The sequence below is a fragment of the Microvirga arvi genome, assembly GCF_016892765.1.
Classification (GTDB): Bacteria; Pseudomonadota; Alphaproteobacteria; order Rhizobiales; family Beijerinckiaceae; genus Microvirga; species Microvirga arvi.
In genome coordinates this window covers 39401-64653 of record NZ_JAFEMD010000002.1, presented here as the reverse complement: position 1 = coordinate 64653, position 25253 = coordinate 39401, and the positions used below count along the sequence as shown (strand labels likewise).

The following is a 25253-nucleotide window of genomic DNA, read 5'->3' as shown; positions in this document are numbered from 1 at the left end:
GTTCCGAAGACGGTTGATGGGGTAGCCTACTCCTTGCCGTCCAATGCCCGCCGCAGGGCCTGGAAATCCCGCCAGCCAAGGCGCTTCTGCAGGGGCTGGCGCAGGAGATAGGCCGGGTGCAGGGTCGGAAGCGCCCGGATCTCGCGTCCGTCCTCGGTCTTGTAGGTGAACCAGCGTCCGCGCGTGCGCAGGATTCCCTCCTTGATGCCGAGCAGGTTCTGAGCCGCAGGCCCGCCGAGGCAGAGCAGGAGTTCCGGGCTCGCCAATTCGATCTGCCGCGTGATGAAGGGCTTGCAGATGGCGATTTCCTGGGGTGTCGGCGTGCGGTTGCCAGGCGGACGCCAGGGCACGATGTTGGCCACATAAACCTGGGAGCGGTCGAGCCCGATCGTGGCGAGCATGCGGTCGAGCAGCTGCCCCGACCGGCCCATGAACGGCTTGCCGATCCGGTCCTCGTCCGCACCGGGAGCCTCGCCCACCAGCATCACTCGGCCTTCCGGGTTGCCGTCGGCAAAAGCGAGGTTCTTGGCGGAGAACTTCAGCGTGCAGCCGTCGAAGCCCGCCAGGATCGCCTCAAGCTCCTCCAGCGATTGTGCATGGCGCGCCTGCTCGCGAGCGAGGCTCGCCACCTCCTCGGGAGCGCTCGCAGCCGCCTTCGGAAGGGCGCGGGGAGGAGAGGTGGGTTTGGCCGGTTCGGCCTTGGGCGGGGAAACCTTTGGCTGAGCAGGCTTGGATTTCGGCTCGGCGAAGCGGTTGTGCGGAGTTTCGTCGAGCGCAAGGTCCACCCCCGCCTCGACATGGAAGTCGAGGAGCGCCTGGAGAGCGTCACGGTCGGAGGGGAGATCCTGCATGATCCGTATGTAAGCATTCAAGGGGCTGTGGACAACTCAGGTCTGCGAAGAACCCAATGGGTCCTATTCTCACGAAATCAGATCGAAGAGTGTCGGGTTCTCGTCACGTCTGGCACCTTCAATGGCAAGGAGCCGACGCTTGGTCGCGGCGCCGCCATTGGCCGAGAAACCTCCGAGCTTGCCGTCCGCTGCAACGACCCGGTGACAGGGCACAATGATGGCAAACGGATTGCGCCCGAGAGCCTGGCCTATGGCGCGAGCGTTGTTGATGCCCAGTCGGGAGGCAACCTCACCATAGGTCAGCACGCGGCCCGGTGGGATCCCGCGGGCAATCTCGTAGACACGGCGGTCGAAATCCGGCACGCCGTCCATGTCCAGCGGCACGGCAGACAAATCCCGCGCATCGCCCTGGAGCAGGGCCGTCACATCGGCGGTGATGCCCTGGATGTCCGATGGCGGCGGGGCTTCGACGATCCCGGGAAAGCGCCTGGCAAGGCGGGCACGGGTCTTGGATGGGCTGTCCTCGGGGAGCTGAAAGCCGACCACGCCACGCTCGTTCCAGGCCAGCCCACAAAGGCCGATGGAAGTCTCGAAAAGCGTATAGAACGCTGCGTGGTGGGACGGCTGATCCTGCATGCCCTTTTGTAAACCTCCCGTCGCTGTCGAACAACTCGAGATGGTCTTTTCCCACTGATACAACTGCCCTGCTTGAGCCTCGGACCCAAAAGTGGACTTGCACTTTTGGGATCCATCCGATGCTCATTCTTAAGCGGCGCATCGTTGAGCGCGGCCCTTCGGGTCCGCACGGTGCGCCAGAGCGAGCTGACGATTCTCCCTCAAATCAGACGATGATCGGGTTTGAGCATAACCTTATGCGGAAAGGGAACTTTCAGCATCGCGGCAATGCAGCTAGGAGAGTGAGTTGATAAGAACGGCTTGAGAAATCGGACAGATAGTTCATATGTAAACCATCCATCCGCTCAAGCGTTGAACTGCGTATCAGGAGGAAGCCATGGCCGATCTGCCCGCCCGTGAATCGATGGAATTCGACGTCGTCGTCGTGGGCGCAGGTCCTGCGGGCCTGGCGACTGCCATCCGGCTCAAGCAGCAGGCGGCCGAGGCAGGAGCGGACCTCTCCGTGGTCGTGGTCGAGAAGGGCTCCGAGGTCGGCGCGCACATCCTGTCCGGCGCGGTGATCGACCCGATCGGCCTCGACGGTCTTCTGCCCGAGTGGCGCTCCGATCCCGACCGTCCCCTCAAGACGGAAGTCACCGCCGACGAGTTCATGTATCTGGGCCATGCCGGCGGGGTGAAGCTGCCCAACGTGTTCATGCCCAAGCTCATGAACAACCACGGCAACTTCGTCGGCTCGCTCGGCAACGTTGCCCGCTATCTCGGCCGCAAGGCGGAGGAGCTCGGCGTCGAGATTTATCCGGGCTTCCCGGCCGCCGAGGTCCTGATCGACGACGGCAAGGTGGTGGGAGTGGCCACCGGCGACATGGGCATCAGCCGCAATGGCGAGCCCAACGCCAACTTCACCCGCGGCATGGAGCTGCGCGCCAAGTACACGATCTTCGGCGAAGGGGCGCGGGGCTCGCTCACCAAGCAGATGGTCGAGCGCTTCGGCCTCAACCAGGACCGCGACCACCAGAAATACGGCATCGGCATCAAGGAGCTGTGGCAGGTCAAGCCCGAGCACTTCCGGCCAGGGCTGGTGCGCCACTCCATGGGCTGGCCGCTGCCGAACAATGCCGGCGGCGGCTCCTGGCTCTACCATTTCGACGACAACCTCGTGTCCGTCGGCTTCGTGGTGCACCTCAACTACAAGAACCCGACCCTGTCGCCCTTCGACGAGTTCCAGCGCTTCAAGACCCACCCGATGGTGCGCGACGTGTTCGAGGGCGGAAAGCGCATCGGCTACGGCGCGCGCGCCATCATGGAAGGCGGCTGGCAGTCGGTGCCGCGCCTCTCGTTCCCGGGCGGCTGCCTCGTGGGCGACTCCGCCGGCTTCGTGAACGTGCCGCGCATCAAGGGCAGCCACAACGCCATCCTGTCGGGCATGCTCTGCGCCGATCACGTGTTTGCGGCCCTGCAGGCGGGGCGGGCCCATGACGAGGTCTCAGCTTACGAGGAATCCTGGCGTGCCTCGCCCATCGGCTACGACCTCAAGCGGGTGCGCAACGTCAAGCCGCTCTGGTCGAAATACGGCACGACGGCCGGCGTGGCGCTCGGCGGGCTCGACATGTGGCTGACTGAGATCTTCGGCTGGTCGCCCTTCGGCACCATGAGCCACGGCAAGCCCGACCACGAGTGCCTGCTGCCGCTCTCGTCTGTCAAGCCGATCAAGTACGATAAGCCGGACGGGGTGCTGACCTTCGACAAGCTCTCCTCGGTGTTCCTGTCCAACACCAACCACGAGGAGGACCAGCCGGTCCATCTCAAGGTCAAGGACATGAGCCTGCAGAAGGGCTCGGAGCACGATGTGTTCGGTGGCCCCTCGCAGCGCTACTGCCCGGCGGGCGTCTATGAATGGGTCGAGGGCGAGGGGGGCGTGCGCTACCAGATCAACGCTCAGAACTGCGTCCACTGCAAAACCTGCGACATCAAGGACCCGAACCAGAACATCAACTGGGTCACCCCCGAAGGCGGTGGCGGGCCGAATTATGTGAATATGTGAGGGCATCCCTCTCAATTCTCTTCTCCTCGAGGGCAGGGGCTAGGTGAGACCTTTCCGTCATGGCCAGACCTGTCCCGGCCATCTCGGTACGGAGAAGCATGGCGCTCAGCAGCATCGGGATCACCGGCACAAGGCCGGTGATGACGTGGTGGACGAGATTACCGAGCACAGCGCCCTGACGTTCCGACCCCCAGCCTCGATCCCTCTCCGCCTGGGGATGCAAGAAGAGCCCCCTCACGCGCCTTTTACGCCCCAGCGGCAATCTTCCCCTTGCGGCCACAGGAGGGAGGCGCCATTCTCCGGCCTGATTTGGCGCACATCCCCTTTTTGAAGAGATGTCGCGATGATTGGAGCCGCGCTTCGTGCCCACATTGAAAATTCTTAAGTCCCGCAAGGGCTTGCCTGCTCTGTTGATGGCTGCCAGCCTGCTGACGGCCCCCGCTGCCGTGGCGAACGCCGCCGGTGACGAAGTTCTGCAGCCGGCTCTGAGCCTCGAGGGCAATTTCCTGTCGGCCTATGTCGCGGGTTCCGCCCGGGATACGGAGGCTGCGACGGTCTTCTTCCGCCAGGCTATCCAGGAAGATCCCCGCAACCAGGAGCTTCTTGAGCGCGCCTTCGTGGCCTTCCTCGCCAACGGCTCCATGCCGGATGCAATCAGGGCGGCCGAGCGGCTGTCAGGGCAGGACGGCTCGAACAACCTCGCGCAGTTCGCCTTGAGCGTCCGCGCCATCAAGAACCAGAAATATGCCGATGCCCGGACTCGGCTCTCCAAGAGCATCCGCGGCCGCCAGGCTGACCTAACGGCGACGCTCCTGAGCGCATGGACCCATGCCGGATCCAAGGACGGCAAGCAGGCGCTCGCCACCGTCGACAGGCTCAAGAACGAGCGCGCCTTCGACCAGTTCAGGGAATACCACGCCGCCCTGATCGCGGACGTGACCGGCAACCCGGCCGAGGCGGAGAAGCGCTTCAAGGCGGCTTACGAGGGTGAGCGCAACACCCTGCAGGTGGTCGACGCCTATGGCCGCTTCCTCGCCAAGCGGGGCCGCAAGGACGAGGCTCTGAAGGTCTACAAGGCTTTCGACGAGGTGGCGCCGCGTCACCCGATCGTGCGGACCGCCATGAAGACGCTGGAGGAGGGCAAGCCCCTCATGCCGCTCGTCACCAATGCGCAGGAGGGTGCGGCGGAGCTGCTCTACGGTCTCGGCGTCGTCGGCAACACGCAGGGCGACGAGCTGACGGCGATCATCTATCTGCGCCTCGGCCTCGATCTGAAGCCGGATCATGCACTGGCCCTCGTCACCCTCGGCGACGTCTACGAGCGGCTGAAGCAGTACGACAAGGCCAACGCGATCTTCGCGCGGATTCCCAAGGATTCGCCTGTGCGCACGAGCGCCGATATTTCCATCGGTCACAATTTCGAGCTGATGGGACAGAGCGAAGACGCCATCGCCCACCTTGAGAAGCTCATGAAGGAGAACCCTGACGACGTGGATGTCGTCATGGCGCTGGGCAACGTGCAGCGCTCGCGCAAGAAGTTCGCCGAGGCTGCCGAAACCTACGACAAGGCCATCAAGCTGATCGGCCAGCCGGAGCGCGGCCACTGGATCCTGTTCTTCTACCGCGGCACCTCCTATGAGCGCGCGAAGCAGTGGGACAAGGCCGAGGCCGACCTGAAGAAGGCCATGGAGCTCGCTCCCGAAGGCCTGACGGCCGCCCGGGCCCAGGTGATGAACTATCTCGCCTATTCCTGGGTCGATCAGAACATGAACATCGACGAAGCCTTCAAGATGCTCACGAAGGCCGTGGAACTCGCGCCCCGCGACGGCATGATCATCGATTCCCTCGGCTGGGCCTATTATCGCATGGGCCGCTACGAGGATGCCGTGCGCGAGCTCGAGAAGGCGGTCGAGCTGAAGCCGGGCGATGCCACCATCAACGACCACCTGGGCGATGCCTATTGGAGAATCGGCCGCAAGCTCGAGGCAAAGTTCCAGTGGGACCACGCCAAGAACTCGGATCCGGAGCACGAGGAGCTGGTGAAGATCCTCAAGAAGATCGACAACGGCCTCGAAGAGGAGCCGAAGCCGACAGCCGCGGAGAACGTTCCTGCCCCTCAGCCGGAAGCGCCGAAGCAGAACGGCGGGTAAGGTCTTTGTCTATCTATGATGGTTTCAACGACATGGCCGGGTTCATCCCGGCCATATGCTTTTCAGATTGGCTACACACTAAGCCCTCATCCTGAGGAGGTCGCGTCAGCGACCGTCTCGAAGGACGAGGGCGTCTCCAGTGCTAACTGGAGCCTCCTTCGAGACGCAGACTGTGTCTGCTCCTCAGGATGAGGGGCTAGGGAATTGGACGTGCCGCAGTCACTCTTCCCATCCGCTCCGCACTCGGGCATGGAAGCGCCATGCCTCAGCCGCTTGCTACCCGCGCGCCCGCCAAGATCAATCTGACCCTGCACGTGCTCGGGCGCCGGGCCGACGGCTATCACGACCTGGAAAGTCTCGTGATGTTCGCCGGGACAGGCGACGATCTGCGGCTCGAGCCTGCTAGAGCCCTGGCCCTCGAGGTCGGCGGCCCGACGGCCCTGCTCGCCGGGAGCGATGCCGACAACCTCGTCCTGAAGGCCGCCCGTCTGCTTGTCGAGCGCGTGGAGGGCCTGAAGGTCGGCACCTTTCATCTGACGAAGCGCCTGCCGGTGGCGGCCGGGATCGGCGGCGGGTCCTCGGACGCCGCCGCGGCACTGCGGCTCCTGGCCCGCCGCAACGGCATGACCCTGTCGCATCCGGCGCTACGGGAAGCGGCCCGCCTGACGGGAGCCGACGTGCCGGTCTGCCTGGAGCCGAGGGCCCGCATGATGCGCGGGGCAGGGGAGGAGCTGGGGCCGGCGCTGAGCCTGCCGCGCCTGTTCGCCGTGCTGGTGAACCCGCGCGTGCCGGTGGAGACGCCTGTCGTGTTCAAAGCCCTCGGGCTGCAGCCGGGGCAAGGGCTGTCAGCCGCTGCTCACCCAGCCCTTCAGGCGCCCTCATCTGACGCGCTCCTCGCCCTGCTTCGGGAAACCCGCAACGACCTCGAACCACCTGCCATCAAGGTCGAGCCGGTGATCGGCGAGGCGCTCGGCCTGATGCGGGAGACGCCAGGCTGCCGTCTGGCCCGCATGTCCGGCTCGGGCGCGACGGTGTTCGGGCTCTATGACGATTGCGATGCGGCCGCCAAGGCAGGACGGCAGATCCGCCGCCTGCGCCCGGACTGGTGGGTGAAGGCGACGATTCTGCGGTAAATCCGACTCTCTTCCGTCATCACCGGCCTTGTGCCGGTGATCGTTCTTCAGTAAGGCGCAGCGCCCTTCCTATCGAGATGGCCGGGACAAGCCCGGCCATGACTTCAGAGTTTGTTAGAGGCCGCTTACCACGCCGGGATGATGGCGCCCTTGAAGCGCTCTTCAAGAAACTTCGCGACTTCCGGCGACTGGTAGGCCTCTACGAAGGTCTTGATTTCCGGACGCGTGTCACCCTGGCGGGCGGCGACGAAGTTGGCGTAAGGATTGCCCTCGCGCTTTTCAGTCGCAATGGTGTCCTTGCGGATGTCGAGACCGGCATTGAGCGCATGATCGGTGTTGATCACGGCTGCATCGAGATCCGGCAGCGCGCGCGGCAGCTGCGCGGCGTCGAGCTCGGAGAACTTCACACCCTTCGGGTTCTCGGCGATGTCGAGGAGGCTCGGCGACAGGCCTTGCCCCTCCTTGATCTTGATCACGCCCTGAGCCGCAAGGAGATTGAGCGCACGGCCGCCGTTGCTCGGATCGTTCGGGATGCCGATCCTGGCGCCCTTGGGCAGGTCGGCGACGGACTTCACCTTGGTCGAATACAGACCGATCGGCTGCACGAAGGTGAAGCCGACGGGCACGATCCTGTAGCCGCGGCCGGCGATCTGCGCGTCGAGATAGGGCTTGTGCTGAAAGGCGTTGGCGTCGAGATCCTTGCGCTCCAGCGCCTCGTTGACGAGGGCGTAGTCGGAGAAGGGCACGAGTTCGACGTTCAGGCCTTTGCCGGCCGCGACTTTCTTGACGATTTGCGCCACCTCTTCCTCAGCGCCGGACATGACGCCGACCTTGATGCTCTTCTGCTGGGCTGCCACGGGCAGGGCGGTGGTCAGAGCCGCGCCAAGTGCGACGGTGGCGGCCAGAAGAGTGCGACGGGTGAAAACGGACATGGCAGGTCTCTTTCAGACAAGGGTCATTGCGGCCTCAGCACGAAGCCGGACGGGTTGCTTGATCGGTTGATCTGGATTTCAGGCAGCGATGCGATGGTCTCTGCAGAGCGGCGCGAGCCGTTGCGGACATCGAAGTTCGGAGATGGGGCACATGCGCATCATGACGCGTCGATCCTCGTGAACCACGAGGCGGGAATCGCCCGTGGCGCTTTAGCCTTTGGTCACGCGGGGCAAGCTGCTCGTCTCAAATCGCCGCGGCCTTGAGGTGGAGGGGACCGCCTCAGGACAGGTGTGTTTCTATAGAAGATGATTTTTCTGTCAATCATTCTGTTCTGTAAAAAGAACAGATCTGTTATGCTCAATGAGCGCGGGCGATGCAGAAGTCGACCGCATCGAGGAGCGCCTGCTTCATGGGCCCCGACGGGAACAGCGCCAGCGCGTCGCGGGCCATGGCGCCGTAGTGGCGGGCGCGCTCGACGGTGTCCTCCAGCGCCCGGTGGCGGCGCATGATGGCGATGGCCTGTTCGAGGTCCGCATTCTCGATCTCACCTTGCTCCAGCACCCGCTTCCAGAACGCGCGCTCCTCATCCGTTCCGCGGCGGAAGGAGAGGACGACGGGAAGCGTGATCTTGCCCTCGCGGAAATCGTCGCCGACGTTCTTGCCCAGGGTCGCGGCCTCGCCGCCGTAATCGAGGGCGTCGTCCACGAGTTGGAAGGCGATGCCGAGATTCATGCCGTAGGAGCGGCAGGCGGCCTGCTCGGCCTTGGGCCGGCCGGCGATCACGGGGCCGACCTCGCAGGCGGCGGCGAAGAGTTCCGCCGTCTTGCCGCGGATCACGGCGAGGTATTCGTCTTCCGTTGTTTCTGTGTTCTTGGCGGCGGCGAGCTGCATCACTTCGCCCTCGGCGATCACGGTCGCGGCGGCGGAGAGGATGTCGAGGGCGCGCAAGGAACCGACCTCCACCATCATGCGGAAGGCCTGCCCGAGGAGGAAGTCGCCGACGAGCACGCTCGCCTCGTTGCCCCACTTGATTCGGGCGGCGATCTTGCCGCGGCGCATGTCGCTCTCGTCCACCACGTCGTCATGGAGCAGGGTGGCGGTGTGCATGAACTCGACGGCGGCCGCGAGCTTCACATGGCCGTCGCCCCGGTAGCCGGAGAGCCCGGCGGTCGCGAGCGTCAGCATGGGGCGCAGGCGCTTGCCGCCCGATGAGATGAGGTGGTTCGCCACCTCCGGGATCATCGTGACCTCGGAGCCCGTGCGCGACAGAATCATCGCATTGACCCGTTCCATGTCGGAGGCCACAAGGGACACGAGCGTCTCGATGCTCGCATTCTTCTCGGGATGCTTGTCTTCGAACGGAACGACGACGCCCACGTATCACGACCCGGGTTGCCGGCCGGGATGGCCGGTAGGAATATGAACTGGCATGGCACTTTCCATGCTGCAATGCAAACGCTTACCGCACGGGAAGGATCTCAAGCCGATGGTCGAAATCGTCCGTACCAACGATCTCGTTCTGGTCGGCTTCCTACAATCCCTGCTCGAAAACGCCAATATCCCCGTTCTGGTGGCGGATACGCATATGAGCGCCCTGGAAGGTATGATCGGGGTCTTCCCACGCCGCATTCTTGTGCCTGACGATCATCTGGCGCAGGCCCGCCGCCTGATCGCCGACGCGGGTCTCGCTGCAGAGCTGCGCCATGGCTGAGGTCACGCAGGATTTACTGCTCGGCGGGCGCGTGCGCCTGATCCAGCCTGCCAAGGGGCACCGCGCCGGCACCGATGCGGTGCTGCTCGCAGCTTCGGCTCCTGTGAAGCCCGGAAATATCGTGGTGGATGTGGGCGCTGCCACGGGCGCGGTCGGGTTGATGGCCGCCGCCCGGGAGCCCGATGGGCGCTTCATCTTCGTGGAGCGCGACCCCGCCCTCGCCGAGCTCTGCCGCCGGAACTGCCGAGACAACGGGGTGCACGGGGAGGTCGTCATCGCCGACGTGCTGGACAGGGCCTCGCGTCATGCCGCCGGCCTGATGCCGGAGAGCGCCGATCTCGTCCTCACCAACCCGCCCTTCCTGGAGGAGGGGCAGGCCCGGATCTCGCCCGACCAGGGGAGGGCGGCGGCGCATGCCCTGCCGGCGGGCGGGCTGGAGGCGTGGCTGAAGGCGTGCACGGGGCTCTTGAGGCCCAAGGGTCGGCTCGTGATGATCCACCGGGCCGAGAGGGTGGCCGAATGCCTCGAAATCTTGGGAAAAGGGCTCGGCGGCGTGGAGCTTCGCTTCGTTCATCCTGGCGCCGACCGGCCGGCGATCCGCTTCCTGCTCTCCGGCGTCAAGGGCAGCCGGGCTCCGTTGACCGTCTTGCCGCCCCTGATCCTCAATGGCTCCGATGGGCGCTTCACCCCTGAAGCCGAGGCGCTGCACCGGGGCGAGGCCACCCTCCTATGAAGAAGGGCGCCTTTCGGCGCCCGAGGAACCCCCTATAAACAAGGGCGCCATCCGGCGCCCTTGTTGTCAATAGCGGTAGTAGGGTCTGGCCGCCGTGCGGCAGACCTCCACCGGACGGCGCACCCAACCATAGGCGGTCCGGACCGGCCGGCGCTCGACCCAGCAGCGCCGGGCCGTGCGGACCGGGCGATAGGCGCCATAAGGCCGGTACTCGCGGTAGGGACGGCGGTACTGCACGCTCACGACGGGCCGCGGACGGCCATAATAGCGCTCGACCACCGGGCGATAGCCATAGCCGTAGCCCGGATAGTAGGGCTGGGCCTCGGCCGGTTGCGCCGAGAGGGCGCCGAAGCCGAGGGCCGCAAAACCAAGAAGACCAAAAACCAGCTTACGCATTCTTCTCTCCTTGCCTCCGCCTCGGTTCCGGCTGATCCGGAGCCGGGCAGGGCTCTTCTTCATGATGAGGGTTTAACCCATCGTAGCTGAACGAAGGCCAACGAATTCCCTAACGGGATGTTCATCTTGGGAAGCCGGGCCGTGCACCCTACATAGAGGCCATGGCTCAAAAATCCCTCCTCTCCATGCTCCCCGCGCGTCTGCAGTTCCTTCTTCCGGCCAAGTACCGCACATACGCCCATCCCATCGTGCCCGTGTTGCGCCTGTCCGGCCCCATCGGCGCCATCATGCCCCTGCGCTCGGGGCTTGCCATGTCCAGCGTGGCGCCCCTCTTGGAGCGCGCCTTTTCCGTGCCGGGCGCGAAGGCGGTGGCCCTCGTCATCAACTCGCCGGGCGGCTCGGCGGCGCAGTCGCACCTGATCTTCAAGCGGATCCGCAGCCTGTCGGAAGAGAAGAAGCTTCCCGTCATCGCCTTCGTCGAGGATGCGGCGGCCTCCGGCGGCTACATGATCGCCTGCGCGGCGGACGAGATCTATGCCGATCCGGCCTCCATCGTCGGCTCCATCGGCGTCGTCTCCGCGAGTTTCGGCTTCCATGAGCTGATCGAGCGTCTCGGCATCGAGCGGCGGGTGCACACCGCCGGCAAGAGCAAGGCCATGCTCGATCCGTTCCGGCCCGAGAACCCGGATGACGTGGTGCGCCTGAAGGGGCTTCAGCACAAGATCCACGATGTCTTCGTCGATCTCGTCCGCAGCCGCCGGGGCGAGAAGCTCAACGATTCCTACGACGATCTCTTCTCCGGCGCCTTCTGGGTCGGGGCGGAGGCGGTCGATCTCGGCCTCGTCGACGGCCTCGGCGACATCCGCTCCGTCATGCGTCAGCGCTTCGGCGAGAAGGTGCGGTTCCGCATGATCGAGCCGGCCCGTCCACCGCTCCTGGGCCGCCTGCTGGGTCGCCGACCCTTGGGCCAGAGCAGCCTGATCGATCCGGGCGAGATCGTCGGCACCCTGGAGGAGAGGTCCGCCTGGGCGCGATTGGGACTATAAGAGCGCCGTCATGGCCGCAACAAGTCCGGCCATGACGGCGAGAGCGTCCCCCAACGCTTGACTTGAAGCGCCCGCCATCCCAAGGGTTCGGCTGACATTTTCGAGACAAACCGGACGCTGACATGACGAGCGAACCCGCGCACATGAACCCTGCGCGCTCTTTCCAAGGCCTGATCCTCACGCTCCAGCGCTACTGGGCCGAACAGGGCTGCGTCATCCTCCAGCCCTACGACATGGAGGTCGGTGCGGGCACCTTCCACCCGGCGACGACCCTGCGGGCTCTGGGTCCGAAATCCTGGCGCGCGGCCTATGTGCAGCCCTCCCGCCGCCCGAAGGACGGTCGCTATGGCGAGAATCCGAACCGCCTCCAGCACTATTACCAGTTCCAGGTCATTCTGAAGCCGAACCCGCCGAACCTGCAGGAGCTCTATCTCGGCTCCCTGAAGGCGATCGGCATCGACACCGCGCTCCACGACATCCGCTTCGTCGAGGACGACTGGGAGAGCCCGACGCTGGGCGCCTGGGGGCTCGGTTGGGAATGCTGGTGCGACGGCATGGAGGTGTCTCAGTTCACCTACTTCCAGCAGGTGGCGGGCTTCGAGTGCTCTCCCGTGGCGGGCGAGCTGACCTATGGCCTCGAGCGCCTCGCCATGTACCTGCAGGGCGTCGAGTCGATCTACGACCTCAACTTCAACGGCCTCGAGGGCGTCGAGAAGGTCACCTACGGCGAGGTGTTTCTGCAGGCCGAGCAGGAATATTCCCGTCATAACTTCGAGCATGCCGATACCGACATGCTGTTCCGGCACTTCCGCGATGCGGAACTGGCCTGCCGCAAGTATCTAGAAGCCGGCGAGCCGAAGCCCGACGTCAACGACCAGCGCCACCTCATGGCGCTGCCGGCCTACGACCAGTGCATCAAGGCCAGCCACATGTTCAACCTGCTCGACGCCCGCGGCGTGATCTCCGTCACCGAGCGCCAGAGCTACATCCTGCGCGTCCGCGAGCTGGCGAAAGCCTGCGGCGCGGCATGGCTGAAGACAGAGGGCGGAGGCGTGGCGGCTTGACCGCTTCGCTCTCCCGTTCGCCACTCAGATAAAAAGTTCTCCCATGCCCGATCTCCTCCTCGAACTCTTTTCCGAAGAAATCCCCGCCCGCATGCAGCGCCGTGCGGCGGAGGATCTGAAGAAGCTCGTCACCGACGCGCTCGTGGAGCGCGGCTTCCTCTACGAGGGCGCCAAGGCCTTCGCGACGCCACGCCGTCTGGCGCTGCATATCGCAGGCCTGCCCGTGAAGGGCCAGGACGTGCGCGAGGAGCGCAAAGGGCCGCGCGTCGGCTCGCCGGATGCGGCGATCCAGGGCTTCCTGAAAGGGGCGGGGCTTTCCTCCATCGGGCAGGCGAGGATCGAGAGCGATCCGAAGAAAGGCGAGTTCTACGTCGCGATCATCGAGAAGCCCGGCCGCTCGACGCCCGACGTGCTGGCGGAGATCCTGCCGGGGATCATCAAGACATTCCCATGGCCGAAATCCATGCGCTGGGGCGCGGCCTCGCGTGAGCCGGGCAGCTTGCGCTGGGTGCGTCCGCTCCATTCCATCGTCTGCACCTTCGGGCCCGAGACCGAGGATCCTGAGGTAGTGCGCTTCAATGTCGAGGGCATCGGATCGGGCGACGTCACGATGGGTCACCGCTTCCTCGCGCCGGGCGAAATCCGCGTGAAGCGTTTCGACGATTACGCGCGGGCTCTGGAGCGCGCCAAGGTCGTGATCGACACGGACCGCCGCAAGGACATGATCCTGCACGACGCGAAGGACCTCGCCTTCGCGCAGGGGCTCGAGCTCCTCGAGGACGAGGGGTTGCTGGAGGAGGTCGCTGGTCTCGTGGAATGGCCTGTGGTGCTCATGGGCTCCTTCGACGAAGCCTTTTTGGACATCCCCCCGGAGGTGATCCGCACCACGATCCGCGCCAATCAGAAATGCTTCGTGCTGCGCGATCCGAATACCGGAAAACTCTCCAACAAGTTCCTGCTGACCTCCAATCTCATCGCCAGCGACGGCGGCAAGACGATCGTCGGCGGCAACGAGCGCGTGGTGCGCGCGCGCCTCTCCGACGCGAAGTTCTTCTGGGAGACGGACCAGAAGGTGAAGCTGGAAGACCGGCTCGAGAAGCTGAAGACCATCGTGTTCCATGAGAAGCTCGGCACGCAATACGAGCGCGTGGAACGCATCGCGGCGCTCAGCAAAGAACTGGCTTCCATCGTCGGCGCCGATCCTGCACTGGCGGAGCGCGCCGCGCGCCTCGCCAAGGCCGATCTCGTCACCGAGATGGTGGGCGAGTTCCCCGAGCTGCAGGGCCTCATGGGCCGCTATTACGCGACGTTGCAGGGCGAGCATACTTCCGTTGCAGCTGCCATCGAAGAACACTACAAGCCACTCGGCCCGTCCGATCGCGTGCCGACCGATCCTGTGTCCGTTGCAGTGGCGCTGGCCGACAAGATCGACACCCTCGTGGGCTTCTGGGCCATCGACGACAAGCCGACGGGATCGAAGGATCCCTATGCGCTGCGCCGCGCGGCGTTGGGTGTGATCCGACTGGTGCTGGAGAACAATCTCAAGCTGCCGCTGATCTCTCTGCTCGCGAAGCCATTCGCCCGCGACGCGAAGGACGTCCTATTCGAGGAGTTCCTGCAGGCCAAGAAACTCGTCGAGGCCATCGACGACAGTGCCATTGCCGGGCTCGTGTCTCACCCGACCCTTCCGGACCTCGAATCCATCTTCCGGCAACGGCAGCTGGGGAATGCCGAGAGCCTTGCACGCATCATGTATGTGCGTGCGCTCGATCTCCTCTCCTTCTTCGCCGACCGCCTGAAAGTCTATCTCCGCGACAAGGGCGCGCGTCACGATCTCATCGATGCCGTATTCGCGCTCGAAGGCCAGGACGACCTGCTCATGATCGTCCGCCGCGTGGAGGCGCTCGGCCGCTTCCTCGACACGGAGGATGGGCGGAATCTGCTCGCCGGCTATCGCCGCGCCGCGAACATCCTGCGCATCGAGGAGAAGAAGGACGGGCGCGCCTACAACGAGGCGCCCGATCTCCAGATCGTGAACGACCAGGGGCAGATCGAGGAGAAGGCGCTCGCCGTGGTGCTCGATGGGGCGAAGCGCGAAGCCGCCGCTGCGGTCGAAGCGGAGGATTTCGAGGGGGCGATGCGCGCCCTGTCCCGCCTGCGCCAGCCCGTGGACGCCTTCTTCGACAAGGTGACCGTGAACGCGGAGGATCCGGCGCTTCGGGCCAACCGCCTGCGGCTTCTCAACAGCATCCGCGAGGCGACCCGCACGGTAGCCGACTTCTCTCGCATCGAGGGATAATCCCGTACGGTCCCGGACAATGTGATGCCATAACCGATGAGGGTTGCACCACGCGCATGGGACCGCCCTCATAGGTTAATTCAGATTAAGGTGTTGCCTGAGGGGCACAGCCAACGCGGCTCTCAGGCCCTAGGTAGACGGCAACCGATTCCATTCAGAAGACCGATGATGATTCGACGCCTCCTGATCGCCGCTCTCCTGGGCGCGCCTCTTGCCGCCTGCCAGACCGCTCAACAGCCCGTCGCCTCGATGGACGATGACAATTGGTATGTCGGTTCGATCCCCGACCAGCCTCACAACATCCCGCTGGTCGACCGCCGCAGGATGGACGCGAGATACGCCCGCCAGACGGTGGAGTACAAAGGCTCCGAGAAGCCGGGCTCCATCGTGGTCGATATCGACGAGCGCATGCTCTATCTCGTCCAGCCCGAGGGCAAGGCGATCCGCTACGGCGTCGGCGTCGGCAGGCAGGGCTTCTCCTGGCGGGGCGTCGCGACCGTCGGCCGCAAGGGCGTATGGCCCAACTGGTCGCCCACCAAGACCATGGTCGGCATCAAGCCCGAACTGCCGCGCTACGTGGAAGCCGGCCTCAACAACCCGCTCGGCGCCCGCGCCCTCTACTTGCACCAGAACGGCGCCGATACGCTGTTCCGCATCCACGGCACCAACGAGCCCTGGAGCATCGGCGAGCAGGTCTCCTCCGGCTGCGTGCGCATGCTCAACGAGGACGTCGCTGACCTCTACGAGCGCGTCCCCGTGGGCACCACGGTCTACGTGAAGCGCAACGGGCAGTACCGGGTGTGACCCCGGATTCATGAAAGATCACGATGGCCGGGCATCTCCCGGCCATTTTTGTTTGGTTTATCGTCATGGCCGGGCTTGCCCCGGCCATCCACGTCTTGTGTCGTGTTTTAGGACGTGGATCCCCGGAACAAGTCCGGGGATGACGGGGAGGGAAGAGACTCCGGCTACCCAAATGTCTGCCCCTCTGAATTTTCCCGGAACCTCGGCTGTTCAGCTTGCGTTTGGGCTCCACATGTTTCAAGCCAACACCTGCGCTGCAGCAGGGCGTTTTCTGAGCCAAGGGATCGAGCGATGACGCAGTGGGTCTATACCTTCGGGGACGGTAAGGCCGAGGGCCAAGCGGGGATGAAGAACCTGCTGGGCGGCAAGGGGGCGAATCTTGCCGAGATGTCCAACCTGGGCCTGCCGGTGCCGCCAGGCTTCACCATCAGCACCGAGGTCTGCACCTATTACTACGACCACGGCCGCTCCTATCCGAACGAACTCAAGGCCCAGGTCGAGAAGGCCCTCACTTACGTCGGCCGCCTCACGGGCCGCACCTTCGGCGATGCCGAGAACCCGCTTCTGGTCTCCGTGCGCTCCGGCGCCCGCGCCTCCATGCCCGGCATGATGGATACGGTGCTCAACCTCGGCCTCAACGACGTGACCGTCGAAGCGTTGGCCAAGGGCGCGGGCGACGAGCGCTTCGCCTATGACTCGTACCGCCGCTTCATCACCATGTATTCCAACGTGGTGCTCGATATCGAGCATCATCACTTCGAGGAGATCCTCGACGAGTTCAAGGACCGCAAGGGCTACAGCCTCGACACGGACATGACCGCCCAGGACTGGAAGACCATCTTGCCGCGCTACAAGGCACTGGTCGAGAAGGAGCTGGGAAAACCCTTCCCGCAGGAGCCGCAGGAGCAGCTCTGGGGCGCCATCGGGGCCGTGTTCGGCTCTTGGATGAACAACCGCGCCATCAAGTACCGTGAGCTGCATGCCATCCCGGCGAGCTGGGGCACGGCGGTGAACGTGCAGGCCATGGTGTTCGGCAACATGGGCGAGACCTCGGCCACCGGCGTCGCCTTCACGCGCAATCCCTCCACTGGCGAGAGCGAGCTCTATGGCGAGTTCCTCATCAACGCCCAGGGCGAGGACGTGGTGGCGGGCATCCGCACGCCGCAGGACATCACCGAGAGGGCTCGCATCGCGTCCGGCTCCGACAAGCCGTCGATGGAAAACGCGATGCCGGATGCGTATGGCGAGCTGTGCCGCATCTACGGCATTCTTGAGAAGCACTACCGCGACATGCAGGACATGGAATTCACGGTGGAGAAGGGCAAGCTCTGGATGCTCCAGACCCGCAACGGCAAGCGCACGGCGAAAGCCGCGCTGCGTATCGCGGTGGAGCTGGCGAGCGAGGGCCTGATCACCGAGGAGGAGGCCATCACCCGCGTGGAGCCGGCGGCCCTCGACCAGCTGCTGCATCCCACCATCGACCCCAAAGCCGAGCGCAGGATCCTGGCCACGGGCCTGCCGGCCTCTCCGGGCGCGGCCTCGGGCGAGATCGTGTTCAACTCGGACGATGCGGAAGCGGCCAAGAAGGCCGGTCACAAGGTCATCCTTGTGCGCGTCGAGACCTCGCCGGAGGACATCCACGGCATGCATGCGGCCGAGGGCATCCTCACCACCCGCGGCGGCATGACCTCGCACGCGGCGGTGGTCGCCCGCGGCATGGGCAAGCCCTGCGTGTCGGGTGCCGGCCAGATCCGCGTGGATTATGCGACCCAGACGCTCATGGTGGCGGGCCAGACGCTGAAGAAGGGCGAGATCGTCACCATCGACGGCTCCAACGGCCAGGTGCTGCTGGGCCAGGTGGAAATGCTGCAGCCGGAGCTGTCCGGCGAGTTCGCCACCCTCATGGGCTGGGCCGACAAGGTGCGCCGCATGAAGGTGCGCGCCAACGCGGAGACGCCGCTCGACGCCAAGACCGCGCGCTCCTTCGGTGCTGAAGGCATCGGCCTGTGCCGCACGGAGCACATGTTCTTCGAAGGCGATCGCATCGTCGCTGTGCGCGAGATGATCCTCTCCGACGACGAGGCGGGCCGCCGCGCGGCGCTCGCCAAGCTGCTGCCGATGCAGCGCAAGGACTTCGTCGAGCTGTTCACGATCATGAGCGGACTGCCGGTCACGATCCGCCTGCTCGATCCGCCGCTGCACGAGTTCCTGCCGCATTCGGAAGAGGAGATGCAGGAGGTGGCGAAGGCCATGAACGCCTCCGTCGACAAGCTCAGGCACCGCGCCCGCGAGCTGCACGAGTTCAACCCGATGCTCGGCTTCCGCGGCTGCCGTCTCGCGGTGGCTTATCCCGAGATCGCCGAGATGCAGGCGCGCGCCGTGTTCGAAGCGGCGGTGGAAGCCGGCAGGACGACCGGCCGGCCCGTGGTGCCGGAGATCATGGTGCCGCTCGTGATGACGAAGCCGGAGCTCGACCTCGTGAAGGAGCGCATCGTCGCCATGGCGGAAGCCGTGAAGGCGGAAAGCGGCGTCGCCATCGAGTATCAGGTCGGCACGATGATCGAGCTGCCGCGCGCGGCGCTGCGCGCCGGTGAGATCGCGGAATCGGCGGAGTTCTTCTCCTTCGGCACCAACGATCTGACCCAGACCACGCTCGGCATCTCGCGAGACGACGCAGCCTCGTTCCTGGGTCCCTACACCCAGAAGGGCATCCTGCCCGCCGATCCCTTCGTCACCATCGACCAGGAGGGCGTGGGCGAGCTCGTCAGGCTCGCCGTGGAGCGCGGAAAGAAAACGAGGCCGAACATCAAGCTCGGGATCTGCGGCGAGCACGGCGGCGATCCGGCCTCGATCCACTTCTGCGAAGCGACGGGGCTCGACTACGTGTCGTGCTCGCCCTACCGCGTGCCGATCGCGCGCCTTGCCGCTGCGCAGGCGGCGCTCGGCAGCAAGGCCGCGAGTCAGGCTTGAAACAAATGGCTCTGTCGCGCGGGCGCCTGCTCTACATCGCCGCGGTGCTGGTCTCCGGCATCGTGATCGGCCTCATCGTGGCGCGGCAGCCCCATCTGCAGCAGCTCGCCGTACCGCCTGCCGCCTGGCCCTTCGCCGTTTCCCTGGTGCTCGATCTCGTCATCGGCCAGATGGCGGCGCAGGGCAGGGTGGAGCCGCTGACCATGGGCGACCGCTTCGTGGCCGTGCTCGGCGCTGGCCTGATCGTGACGGCGATGGTAGCGTTCGCGGCCTGACAATAAACGGGGGGAATGATGGCGCTGCACAAGGGCTCCTGCCATTGTGGCAAGGTCGCGTACGAGGTCGAGACGGATCTCGAACAGATCATCGAATGCAACTGCTCGATCTGCCGTCGCAACGGCTATCTCCTGACCTTCGTGCCGCGCGGAGCCTTGACCATGATCCGGGGCGAGGAGGACCTCGCCACCTACACCTTCAACACCCATACGATCCAGCACCGCTTCTGCTCCACCTGCGGCACGTCGACCTTCGGTGAAGGCAAGCAGCCGACGGGCGAGGCCATGGCCGCGATCAACGTGCGCTGCCTGGAGGCGGTGGACCTCTCGGCGATCAAGCCGGTGCCCTTCAATGGGCGGGATCTGCGCGGCTGACCTACGGCGTCATCCCGGACGAAGCGCAGCGCAGATCCGGGATGAAGCGCGATGTATGTGCGATCAAACCACCGCTTCCTGCGACCGCCGCAGGCCCACATACTGGAACTCCGCATACATCAGCACCACGATTGCCTGCGCAACCACGAAGGCATAGCCTGCGCTCGTCGGCGACACCCAGCCACTCGCCAGGAGCAGGATGCTGTCCGCCACCCAGAGGGCGTTGCCCAGCACCACGGCCCAGGCGATGGGCTTCTGGATTTCTTCTCGCACGCCGAGCCAGCCGATGAAGCCTGCATAGGGCAGGAGTGCGACGCCTGCGATGCGCAGCAGCATCTCCGGCAGTCCGAGGATGCTGCTTAAGGGGCCGGCGCCGATCAGCACCAGCAGGCCGAAGGCGGCGCTGGTGGCGGCATCGGCCACGAGAGCCTGGCGAAGAAGCGGGGAGGAATGGATCGTCAACATGGCAAGCTCCTTGTCATTCACCGGCTGATTGCCTCAACCGTGGATGAAGGATCGCGTGAGCAGGGAGCGCCGTCGATTACCTCCGAGGTCATGGAAGATGCACTCGTCTCGCGCTATGGTCCGCTCATGAAAACCGCGAGCCCCCAAACCGTGAACAGCACTCCGCATCTCGGCGATTTCCTGCGCGAGTGGCGCCAGCGCCGGCGCATGAGCCAGATGGACCTCGCTCTCGAAGCCGAGATCTCCACGCGGCATCTGAGCTTCCTCGAGACGGGCCGCTCGCAGCCGAGCCGCGAGATGGTGCTGCTGCTTGCGGAGAAGCTCGACATGCCCCTGCGTGAGCGCAACATCATGCTGGTCTCGGCCGGCTATGCACCGGTCTATTCTCAGCGCTCCCTCGATGATCCGGCTCTCGCCAGCATGCGCCAGGCGGTGGATCTCGTCCTGAGAGGGCACGATCCCTATCCGGCGCTCGCCGTCGACCGGCATTGGTCGCTGGTCTCAGCCAACGATGCGCTCGTGTCGCTCATCGGCGATGTCGATCCGGCCCTGATGAAACCGCCCGTCAATGTGCTGCGCCTGAGCATCCATCCCGCGGGCCTCGCGCGGCGCATCGTCAATTTCACGGAATGGCGCAACCATCTGGTCCATCGCCTGCGTGGCCAGGTCGATGCAACGGGGGATGCAGCGCTCGCCGCCTTGATTGAAGAGCTGCGCTCCTATCCGACGCCGGATGCCGCCGCGCGAGGTCCCAAGGCCGGCCACGACTATGCCGGCATCGTCGTGCCGCTCCAGCTCCTCACGGAGGAAGGCGTGCTGACTCTCTTCAGCACCACCACGATCTTCGGCACGCCGGTGGACGTGACCCTGTCCGAACTCGCCATCGAGGCCTTCTTCCCGGCCGATCCGGAAACGGTCGCCGCCTTGGGGCGCCTGGCCGAAAAGCGTCGGGCTGCCGCAGTCGCCGGATAGGCCGGGCCGCGTCGTGCGGATCCGGAGGGCTGCGTCAGTGACGCGGACCTCCGGTTCCGCTCCGAACGAGGCCCTCATCAAAGAAGGAGCGTCGGACCCAAAAGTGCGAGTCCACTTTTGGGTCCGACGCTCGCCTTTAACCACCCATCAACCTTAACCCCCGATAACTTTAAGCCATCGGAGCCCTCCTGCTGGATGCTCCGCAATGGTCACGAGTTTTTTGCAGGTGTTGCGCGTGCGTCTTCCATATCGTCGATCTCGGGTGAAATGGATCTGCGCCACGACGGCTCCGTGGGCCCTGGCGACCGGCCTGCTGATCTCGTTCACGGCATCGGCGAGCAACGATCTCTATTCGGGCGTGAGCTTCGCCCCTCGCAGCGCAACCGCCCGGATCGCCGACACGGCGCTTGTTCCGCCAACCGGCGCCTCCATCACGGGCGGCAAGTTCGGGATCGAACGCGATATTCTCCGCTCCCTGCCGCGTTACGATCTGCCGGATGAATCGGCTGATTCCGAGCCCCTCAAGGCAGACCGCAAGGCCAATGCCGGGGCCGATGCCGTCATCGATCGCTCCCTCAAGAGCAATCCGCTGGTCCCGCCCCACGCGACCCTTTCCCGCCGCGCCAAGCAGCTGCGCCCGGCTCTCGACCAGGCCGGAGGCGCCAAGCTGCTCTACAGCCGGGATGAGAACCTCCTGCCCCCGACCGTTCTCATGGAGGGCGAACTCGAAGCGTTCGAGATGGAGCAGGCGTTCGAGCCCTGGCAGGCACCGGAATACACCACCACGCAGCAGGCGACTTCGGTCCAGTCCCCGGCCGCCGCCGCGGCCGGCTCGACCGGGGCCTCGGCGAGCCCGACGACTCCCATGGTCAAGCGCGCCGTCGCCCTGTCCTCGACGACGCCAGCTCCCATGGATGCTACGCCCATCGAGATCGCTGCCGCCCCTGTCTCCCTGCAGTCGCTCCGTCTCGATCGGGGCGGCAGCGACCTGACGATCCTGCCGAAGAGCGATGATCCGGACCGGCCCCGCTATGCCGACCTGATCGATCCGGACAATTTGAGCAAGGAGCAGCGCTGCTTGGCGGAGGCGGTCTATTACGAGGCCCGCAGCGAGCCTGTGGAAGGACAGGCGGCGGTCGCCCAGGTGGTGCTGAACCGCGTGAAGAGCGGGCTTTATCCGTCCAGTATCTGCGGCGTGGTCTATCAGAACCGCCACCGCCATCTCGCCTGCCAGTTCACCTTCGCCTGCGAAGGCAAGGCCCTGCGCATCCGCGATGCGGAATCCTGGAACCGGGCAACACGCGTGGCGAGCGCCGTGCTCGAAGGCAAGACCTATCTCGCCGATGTGGGTGGGGCCACGCATTATCACGCCGACTACGTCAAACCCTACTGGGCACGGCGTCTGAAGAAGATGGACGTGATCGGCCGGCACATCTTCTACAAGCTCAAGCCCGGACAGACCTGAAAAATCCCTTGCCTGTGCGTTTCGGCACTAGGAGAGACGTAATAAAGTATTAAAAGCTTGGGGTACGAGGTCCCAAGGCGAGGGAATGATGGCGACGATCCGAAACGCTGTGCCGGGTGCCGGCTACGGAAATATCTATGTGGATTCCCTGATCTGGGGCGGAACGGCCTGGAATACGACCAGCGAGCCGATCAAGGTCTATTTCGGCCAGAGCGGTGACTTCGACGCAGCCAGCGGCCGCCATGGACCGAGCGAAATCCTCACCAGCGGAGCGCAGGCGCAGAACTGGACTGACGCGGAAAAGGACGTCTTCGACTACGCGACCTTTATCTACGAGCGAGTCTGTGGCCTCAGGTTCCAACGCGCCAGTTCAGTAAGCGAGGCCGACATCGTCTGGTGGAAGACCGCTATCGGCGACGACACGCTCGGTATCCATGAATTGCCAAGCGGCAGTCAGACCTGGGGGTATTTCGATCCCTCCACGCCCTCCTGGAGCAATATGAACTTCGGGGGTGATGGCCTCAACACCGTGCTGCATGAACTCGGACACGGCTTGGGACTGGCGCATCCACACGATGGCGGGGATGAGGGTGGCACGAAATTCCCCGGTGTCACGGACCCTTCCTCGCCGGGCACCTACGGCCTGAACCAGGGGATCTGGACTGTCATGTCGTACAATACCGGCTGGGACCGGGCCACCTACGATGTGACCTACGGTAATCAGGCGGGGCTCGGGGCCTTCGACATTGCGGCCCTGCAGGCACTCTATGGAAAGAACGCGACGACAGGTGCGAGCAAAAACGTCTACACCCTGCCGACATGGAACCTGTTCGCCGATGAACGAGGCTGGTTCTGCATCTGGGACGCCGGCGGAGAGGATACCATTACGGCCCCGAATGCTTCAGGAAACGTGCAGATCGATCTGCGGGCTGCCACCTTGAGGACTGGAGATCCCAACGCGGGAGGGTTCGTCTCGCGCGAAGCGAATGTCGCCGGCGGCTACACGATTGCCAACGGGGTGGTGATTGAGAACGCCGCAGGCGGGCGCTACAACGACAAGCTCTACGGCAATGACGCAGCCAACACGCTGAAGGGCAATGCCGGCAAGGACAGCCTGTCGGGATATTCCGGAAACGACATTCTCATGGGTGGAGCAGGAAGCGACACCTTGAGTGGAGGCATGGGCAGCGATGCCTTCGTCTTCAATGCGAAACCCAGCAAGACGACAAATCTGGACCGGATCTCCGATTTCAACGGCACATACGATGCCATCCACCTGGAGAATGCCGTCTTCACGAAGATCGGCAAGGCCGGGACGTTGAAAAGCAAGCACTTCCAAGTCGGGAGCAGGGCCGACGATCGGGACGACTACCTGATCTATAACAAGTCCAAGGGCATTCTCTACTACGATGCCGACGGGTCGGGGCAAAGGAGCGCGGTCGAGATCGCCGTTCTGACGAACAAGACCAAGATGAGCGCGGCCGATATCTTCGTCATCTGAAGCATGGAACAGAGGCCGATGGTGGCTCCGAGTCCTCCGAACCCATCACAAAGCCTCATACCAAAGGCGACAAACTTTCAATTCTGCTGATGCGGGACTTGGGATAATGTGCGCTCCCAATCGTCCGCCTTGAGGCCGTGACCATGTCCGCATCGCCCGCCCGCTCCCGCGTCTCCCCGGAAATCATCGTCGTTTGCGGCTGCCTCATTGCCCTCATCACCTTCGGGCCCCGGGCATCGTCGGGGCTGTTCCAGCTGCCCATGATCACGGAATACGGCTGGGGCCGGGACACCTTCGGCTTCGCCATCGCGATCCAGAACCTGCTTTGGGGCGTCGGGCAGCCCTTCGCAGGTGCCGTGGCGGATCGGTTCGGCGCGTTCCGGGTGCTCTGCGTGGGCGCTCTGCTCTATGCCCTCGGCCTCGTCGTCATGGCCTATGCGACCACGCCCGGCCTGCTGCATGTGGGCGCCGGCGTGCTCATCGGCTTCGGCCTCTCCGGCTGCTCGTTCAACCTGGTGCTCGGCGCCTTCGGCAAGCTCCTGCCGGAGAAGTGGCGGCCCATGGCCTTCGGCGCCGGAACCGCAGCGGGATCCTTCGGCCAGTTCCTGTTTCCGCCCATCGGCAACGTGCTGATCGAGTCTTTCGGCTGGCAGCAGGCGCTGCTGGTCTTCGCCGCCAGCGTCCTCCTCGTCATGCCCCTGGCGCTGGCTCTTGCGACGCGGGCCACCGGCGATTCCCCTCAGGCCGGACCGGCGGCAGTGCCGAACCAGTCGATCCGCCAGGCCCTCGCGGAAGCCTTCAAGCACCGCTCCTACGTGCTGCTGGTGCTCGGCTTCTTCACCTGCGGCTTCCAGCTCGCCTTCATCACCGTGCACCTGCCGGCCTACCTGAAGGATGCCGGCCTCTCGGCCGCCGTCGGCGGATGGACGCTGGCCACCATCGGTCTCGCCAATGCGGTCGGCTCGCTCGCCTCGGGCTGGCTGTCCACCCGCATGTCGAAGCGCTGGCTGCTCGCCTGGATCTATCTCGGTCGCTCGGTGGCCATCACGGCCTTCATCCTGATCCCGGCCTCGCCCGTCACCTCGATCCTGTTCGGCATCTCCATCGGCGTGCTCTGGCTCTCGACCGTGCCGCCGACATCGTCCCTCGTCATGCTGATGTTCGGCACCCGCTACATGGCCATGCTCTACGGTTTCGCCTTCTTCTCGCACCAGGTCGGCGGCTTCCTCGGCGTGTGGCTCGGCGGGCTGCTCTACGAGATCAACGGCAACTACAGTGCCGTCTGGTGGCTCTCGATCGTGCTGGGACTGGCCTCGGCTCTCATCAACCTGCCGATCAAGGAGCAGCCGGTCGTGCGCGAGCCGGCGCTGCAGCCGGCAGAATAGGCGCACATCTGCTGCGAAGGGCTAACGGCCCGGCGCTTGCCCTCGTCC

At 64.9% G+C, this 25253-nt stretch carries 22 protein-coding genes; 16 read left to right on the top strand and 6 right to left on the bottom strand.

Annotation, left to right across the window (positions count from 1 at the left end; translation table 11 throughout):
* Positions 1 to 26 precede the first annotated feature (26 nt).
* Positions 27 to 851 (bottom strand): uracil-DNA glycosylase, encoded by an 825-nt coding sequence (locus ILT44_RS01620; protein WP_204237806.1) that lies wholly within the window; start codon positions 849 to 851, stop codon positions 27 to 29.
* Positions 852 to 920: 69 nt separating this feature from the next.
* Entirely contained in the window at positions 921 to 1487 is a 567-nt protein-coding gene (locus tag ILT44_RS01615) for a methylated-DNA--[protein]-cysteine S-methyltransferase (protein WP_204237805.1), read from the bottom strand.
* Positions 1488 to 1863: 376 nt separating this feature from the next.
* Between ILT44_RS01615 and ILT44_RS01610 the strand changes: the two genes are divergently transcribed.
* From ILT44_RS01610 to ILT44_RS01600, 3 genes are all read left to right on the top strand, one after another.
* Positions 1864 to 3528: an electron transfer flavoprotein-ubiquinone oxidoreductase gene (locus ILT44_RS01610; protein ID WP_204237804.1), complete on the top strand. Its 1665-nt coding sequence runs from the start codon at positions 1864 to 1866 to the stop codon at positions 3526 to 3528.
* Between the two features lie 362 nt (positions 3529 to 3890).
* On the top strand, positions 3891 to 5678 hold the full coding sequence (locus tag ILT44_RS01605) for a tetratricopeptide repeat protein (protein WP_204237803.1): 1788 nt from the start codon (positions 3891 to 3893) through the stop codon (positions 5676 to 5678).
* Between the two features lie 260 nt (positions 5679 to 5938).
* Positions 5939 to 6811 carry a 4-(cytidine 5'-diphospho)-2-C-methyl-D-erythritol kinase gene (locus tag ILT44_RS01600; protein WP_204237802.1) on the top strand — a complete coding sequence of 291 codons (873 nt, stop codon included), beginning with the start codon at positions 5939 to 5941 and terminating at the stop codon, positions 6809 to 6811.
* Positions 6812 to 6936: 125 nt separating this feature from the next.
* On the opposite strand, the gene ILT44_RS01595 is transcribed toward ILT44_RS01600, so the two are convergent.
* Both ILT44_RS01595 and ILT44_RS01590 read right to left on the bottom strand, forming a co-directional pair.
* Entirely contained in the window at positions 6937 to 7743 is an 807-nt protein-coding gene (locus tag ILT44_RS01595) for a MetQ/NlpA family ABC transporter substrate-binding protein (RefSeq protein ID WP_204237801.1), read from the bottom strand.
* 358 nt (positions 7744 to 8101) lie between these two features.
* Positions 8102 to 9121 (bottom strand): polyprenyl synthetase family protein, encoded by a 1020-nt coding sequence (locus ILT44_RS01590; protein ID WP_204237800.1) that lies wholly within the window; start codon positions 9119 to 9121, stop codon positions 8102 to 8104.
* Between the two features lie 109 nt (positions 9122 to 9230).
* Here ILT44_RS01590 and ILT44_RS01585 point away from each other — a divergent pair, with 109 nt between their 5' ends.
* Positions 9231 to 9455 carry a putative signal transducing protein gene (locus tag ILT44_RS01585; protein WP_204237799.1) on the top strand — a complete coding sequence of 75 codons (225 nt, stop codon included), beginning with the start codon at positions 9231 to 9233 and terminating at the stop codon, positions 9453 to 9455.
* Positions 9448 to 10188: a tRNA1(Val) (adenine(37)-N6)-methyltransferase gene (locus ILT44_RS01580; protein WP_204237798.1), complete on the top strand. Its 741-nt coding sequence runs from the start codon at positions 9448 to 9450 to the stop codon at positions 10186 to 10188. Before ILT44_RS01585 ends, ILT44_RS01580 begins: the two co-directional genes overlap by 8 nt.
* A gap of 66 nt (positions 10189 to 10254) precedes the next feature.
* Here ILT44_RS01580 and ILT44_RS01575 read toward each other — a convergent pair whose 3' ends face one another.
* Complete coding sequence (locus ILT44_RS01575) at positions 10255 to 10584, bottom strand: hypothetical protein (RefSeq protein ID WP_204237797.1); 330 nt, start codon at positions 10582 to 10584, stop codon at positions 10255 to 10257.
* A 161-nt stretch (positions 10585 to 10745) separates the two neighbouring features.
* On the opposite strand from ILT44_RS01575, the gene ILT44_RS01570 reads away from it, so the two are divergent.
* The 7 genes from ILT44_RS01570 (at position 10746) to ILT44_RS01540 (ending at position 19417) form a co-directional block, all read left to right on the top strand.
* Positions 10746 to 11630 carry a S49 family peptidase gene (locus tag ILT44_RS01570; RefSeq protein ID WP_204237796.1) on the top strand — a complete coding sequence of 295 codons (885 nt, stop codon included), beginning with the start codon at positions 10746 to 10748 and terminating at the stop codon, positions 11628 to 11630.
* A gap of 122 nt (positions 11631 to 11752) precedes the next feature.
* On the top strand, positions 11753 to 12694 hold the full coding sequence (locus ILT44_RS01565; protein WP_239467837.1) for a glycine--tRNA ligase subunit alpha: 942 nt from the start codon (positions 11753 to 11755) through the stop codon (positions 12692 to 12694).
* Positions 12695 to 12737: 43 nt separating this feature from the next.
* The gene (gene glyS / locus ILT44_RS01560) at positions 12738 to 14993 is read left to right on the top strand and encodes a glycine--tRNA ligase subunit beta (RefSeq protein WP_204237795.1); all 2256 of its coding nucleotides are present in this window, start codon (positions 12738 to 12740) and stop codon (positions 14991 to 14993) included.
* Positions 14994 to 15158: 165 nt separating this feature from the next.
* On the top strand, positions 15159 to 15797 hold the full coding sequence (locus tag ILT44_RS01555; RefSeq protein ID WP_239467836.1) for a L,D-transpeptidase: 639 nt from the start codon (positions 15159 to 15161) through the stop codon (positions 15795 to 15797).
* A 291-nt stretch (positions 15798 to 16088) separates the two neighbouring features.
* Positions 16089 to 18767 carry a pyruvate, phosphate dikinase gene (gene ppdK, locus ILT44_RS01550; RefSeq protein ID WP_204237794.1) on the top strand — a complete coding sequence of 893 codons (2679 nt, stop codon included), beginning with the start codon at positions 16089 to 16091 and terminating at the stop codon, positions 18765 to 18767.
* A complete protein-coding gene (locus ILT44_RS01545) occupies positions 18764 to 19042 on the top strand; it encodes a hypothetical protein (RefSeq protein WP_204237793.1) in 279 nt (92 codons plus the stop codon). The genes ppdK and ILT44_RS01545 overlap by 4 nt, the downstream gene beginning before the upstream one ends.
* A gap of 18 nt (positions 19043 to 19060) precedes the next feature.
* A complete protein-coding gene (locus ILT44_RS01540; RefSeq protein ID WP_204237792.1) occupies positions 19061 to 19417 on the top strand; it encodes a GFA family protein in 357 nt (118 codons plus the stop codon).
* A 63-nt stretch (positions 19418 to 19480) separates the two neighbouring features.
* On the opposite strand, the gene ILT44_RS01535 is transcribed toward ILT44_RS01540, so the two are convergent.
* Positions 19481 to 19882: a hypothetical protein gene (locus tag ILT44_RS01535; protein WP_204237791.1), complete on the bottom strand. Its 402-nt coding sequence runs from the start codon at positions 19880 to 19882 to the stop codon at positions 19481 to 19483.
* A 126-nt stretch (positions 19883 to 20008) separates the two neighbouring features.
* On the opposite strand from ILT44_RS01535, the gene ILT44_RS01530 reads away from it, so the two are divergent.
* The 4 genes from ILT44_RS01530 to ILT44_RS01515 all read left to right on the top strand — a co-directional run bounded on the left by ILT44_RS01530 (position 20009) and on the right by ILT44_RS01515 (position 25205).
* Complete coding sequence (locus ILT44_RS01530; protein WP_239467846.1) at positions 20009 to 20854, top strand: helix-turn-helix domain-containing protein; 846 nt, start codon at positions 20009 to 20011, stop codon at positions 20852 to 20854.
* A 205-nt stretch (positions 20855 to 21059) separates the two neighbouring features.
* Positions 21060 to 22319 carry a cell wall hydrolase gene (locus ILT44_RS01525; RefSeq protein ID WP_204237789.1) on the top strand — a complete coding sequence of 420 codons (1260 nt, stop codon included), beginning with the start codon at positions 21060 to 21062 and terminating at the stop codon, positions 22317 to 22319.
* An 88-nt stretch (positions 22320 to 22407) separates the two neighbouring features.
* Positions 22408 to 23820 (top strand): M10 family metallopeptidase, encoded by a 1413-nt coding sequence (locus ILT44_RS01520; RefSeq protein ID WP_204237788.1) that lies wholly within the window; start codon positions 22408 to 22410, stop codon positions 23818 to 23820.
* A 143-nt stretch (positions 23821 to 23963) separates the two neighbouring features.
* The gene (locus ILT44_RS01515) at positions 23964 to 25205 is read left to right on the top strand and encodes an MFS transporter (RefSeq protein WP_204237787.1); all 1242 of its coding nucleotides are present in this window, start codon (positions 23964 to 23966) and stop codon (positions 25203 to 25205) included.
* The last annotated feature ends 48 nt before the right edge of the window (positions 25206 to 25253 follow it).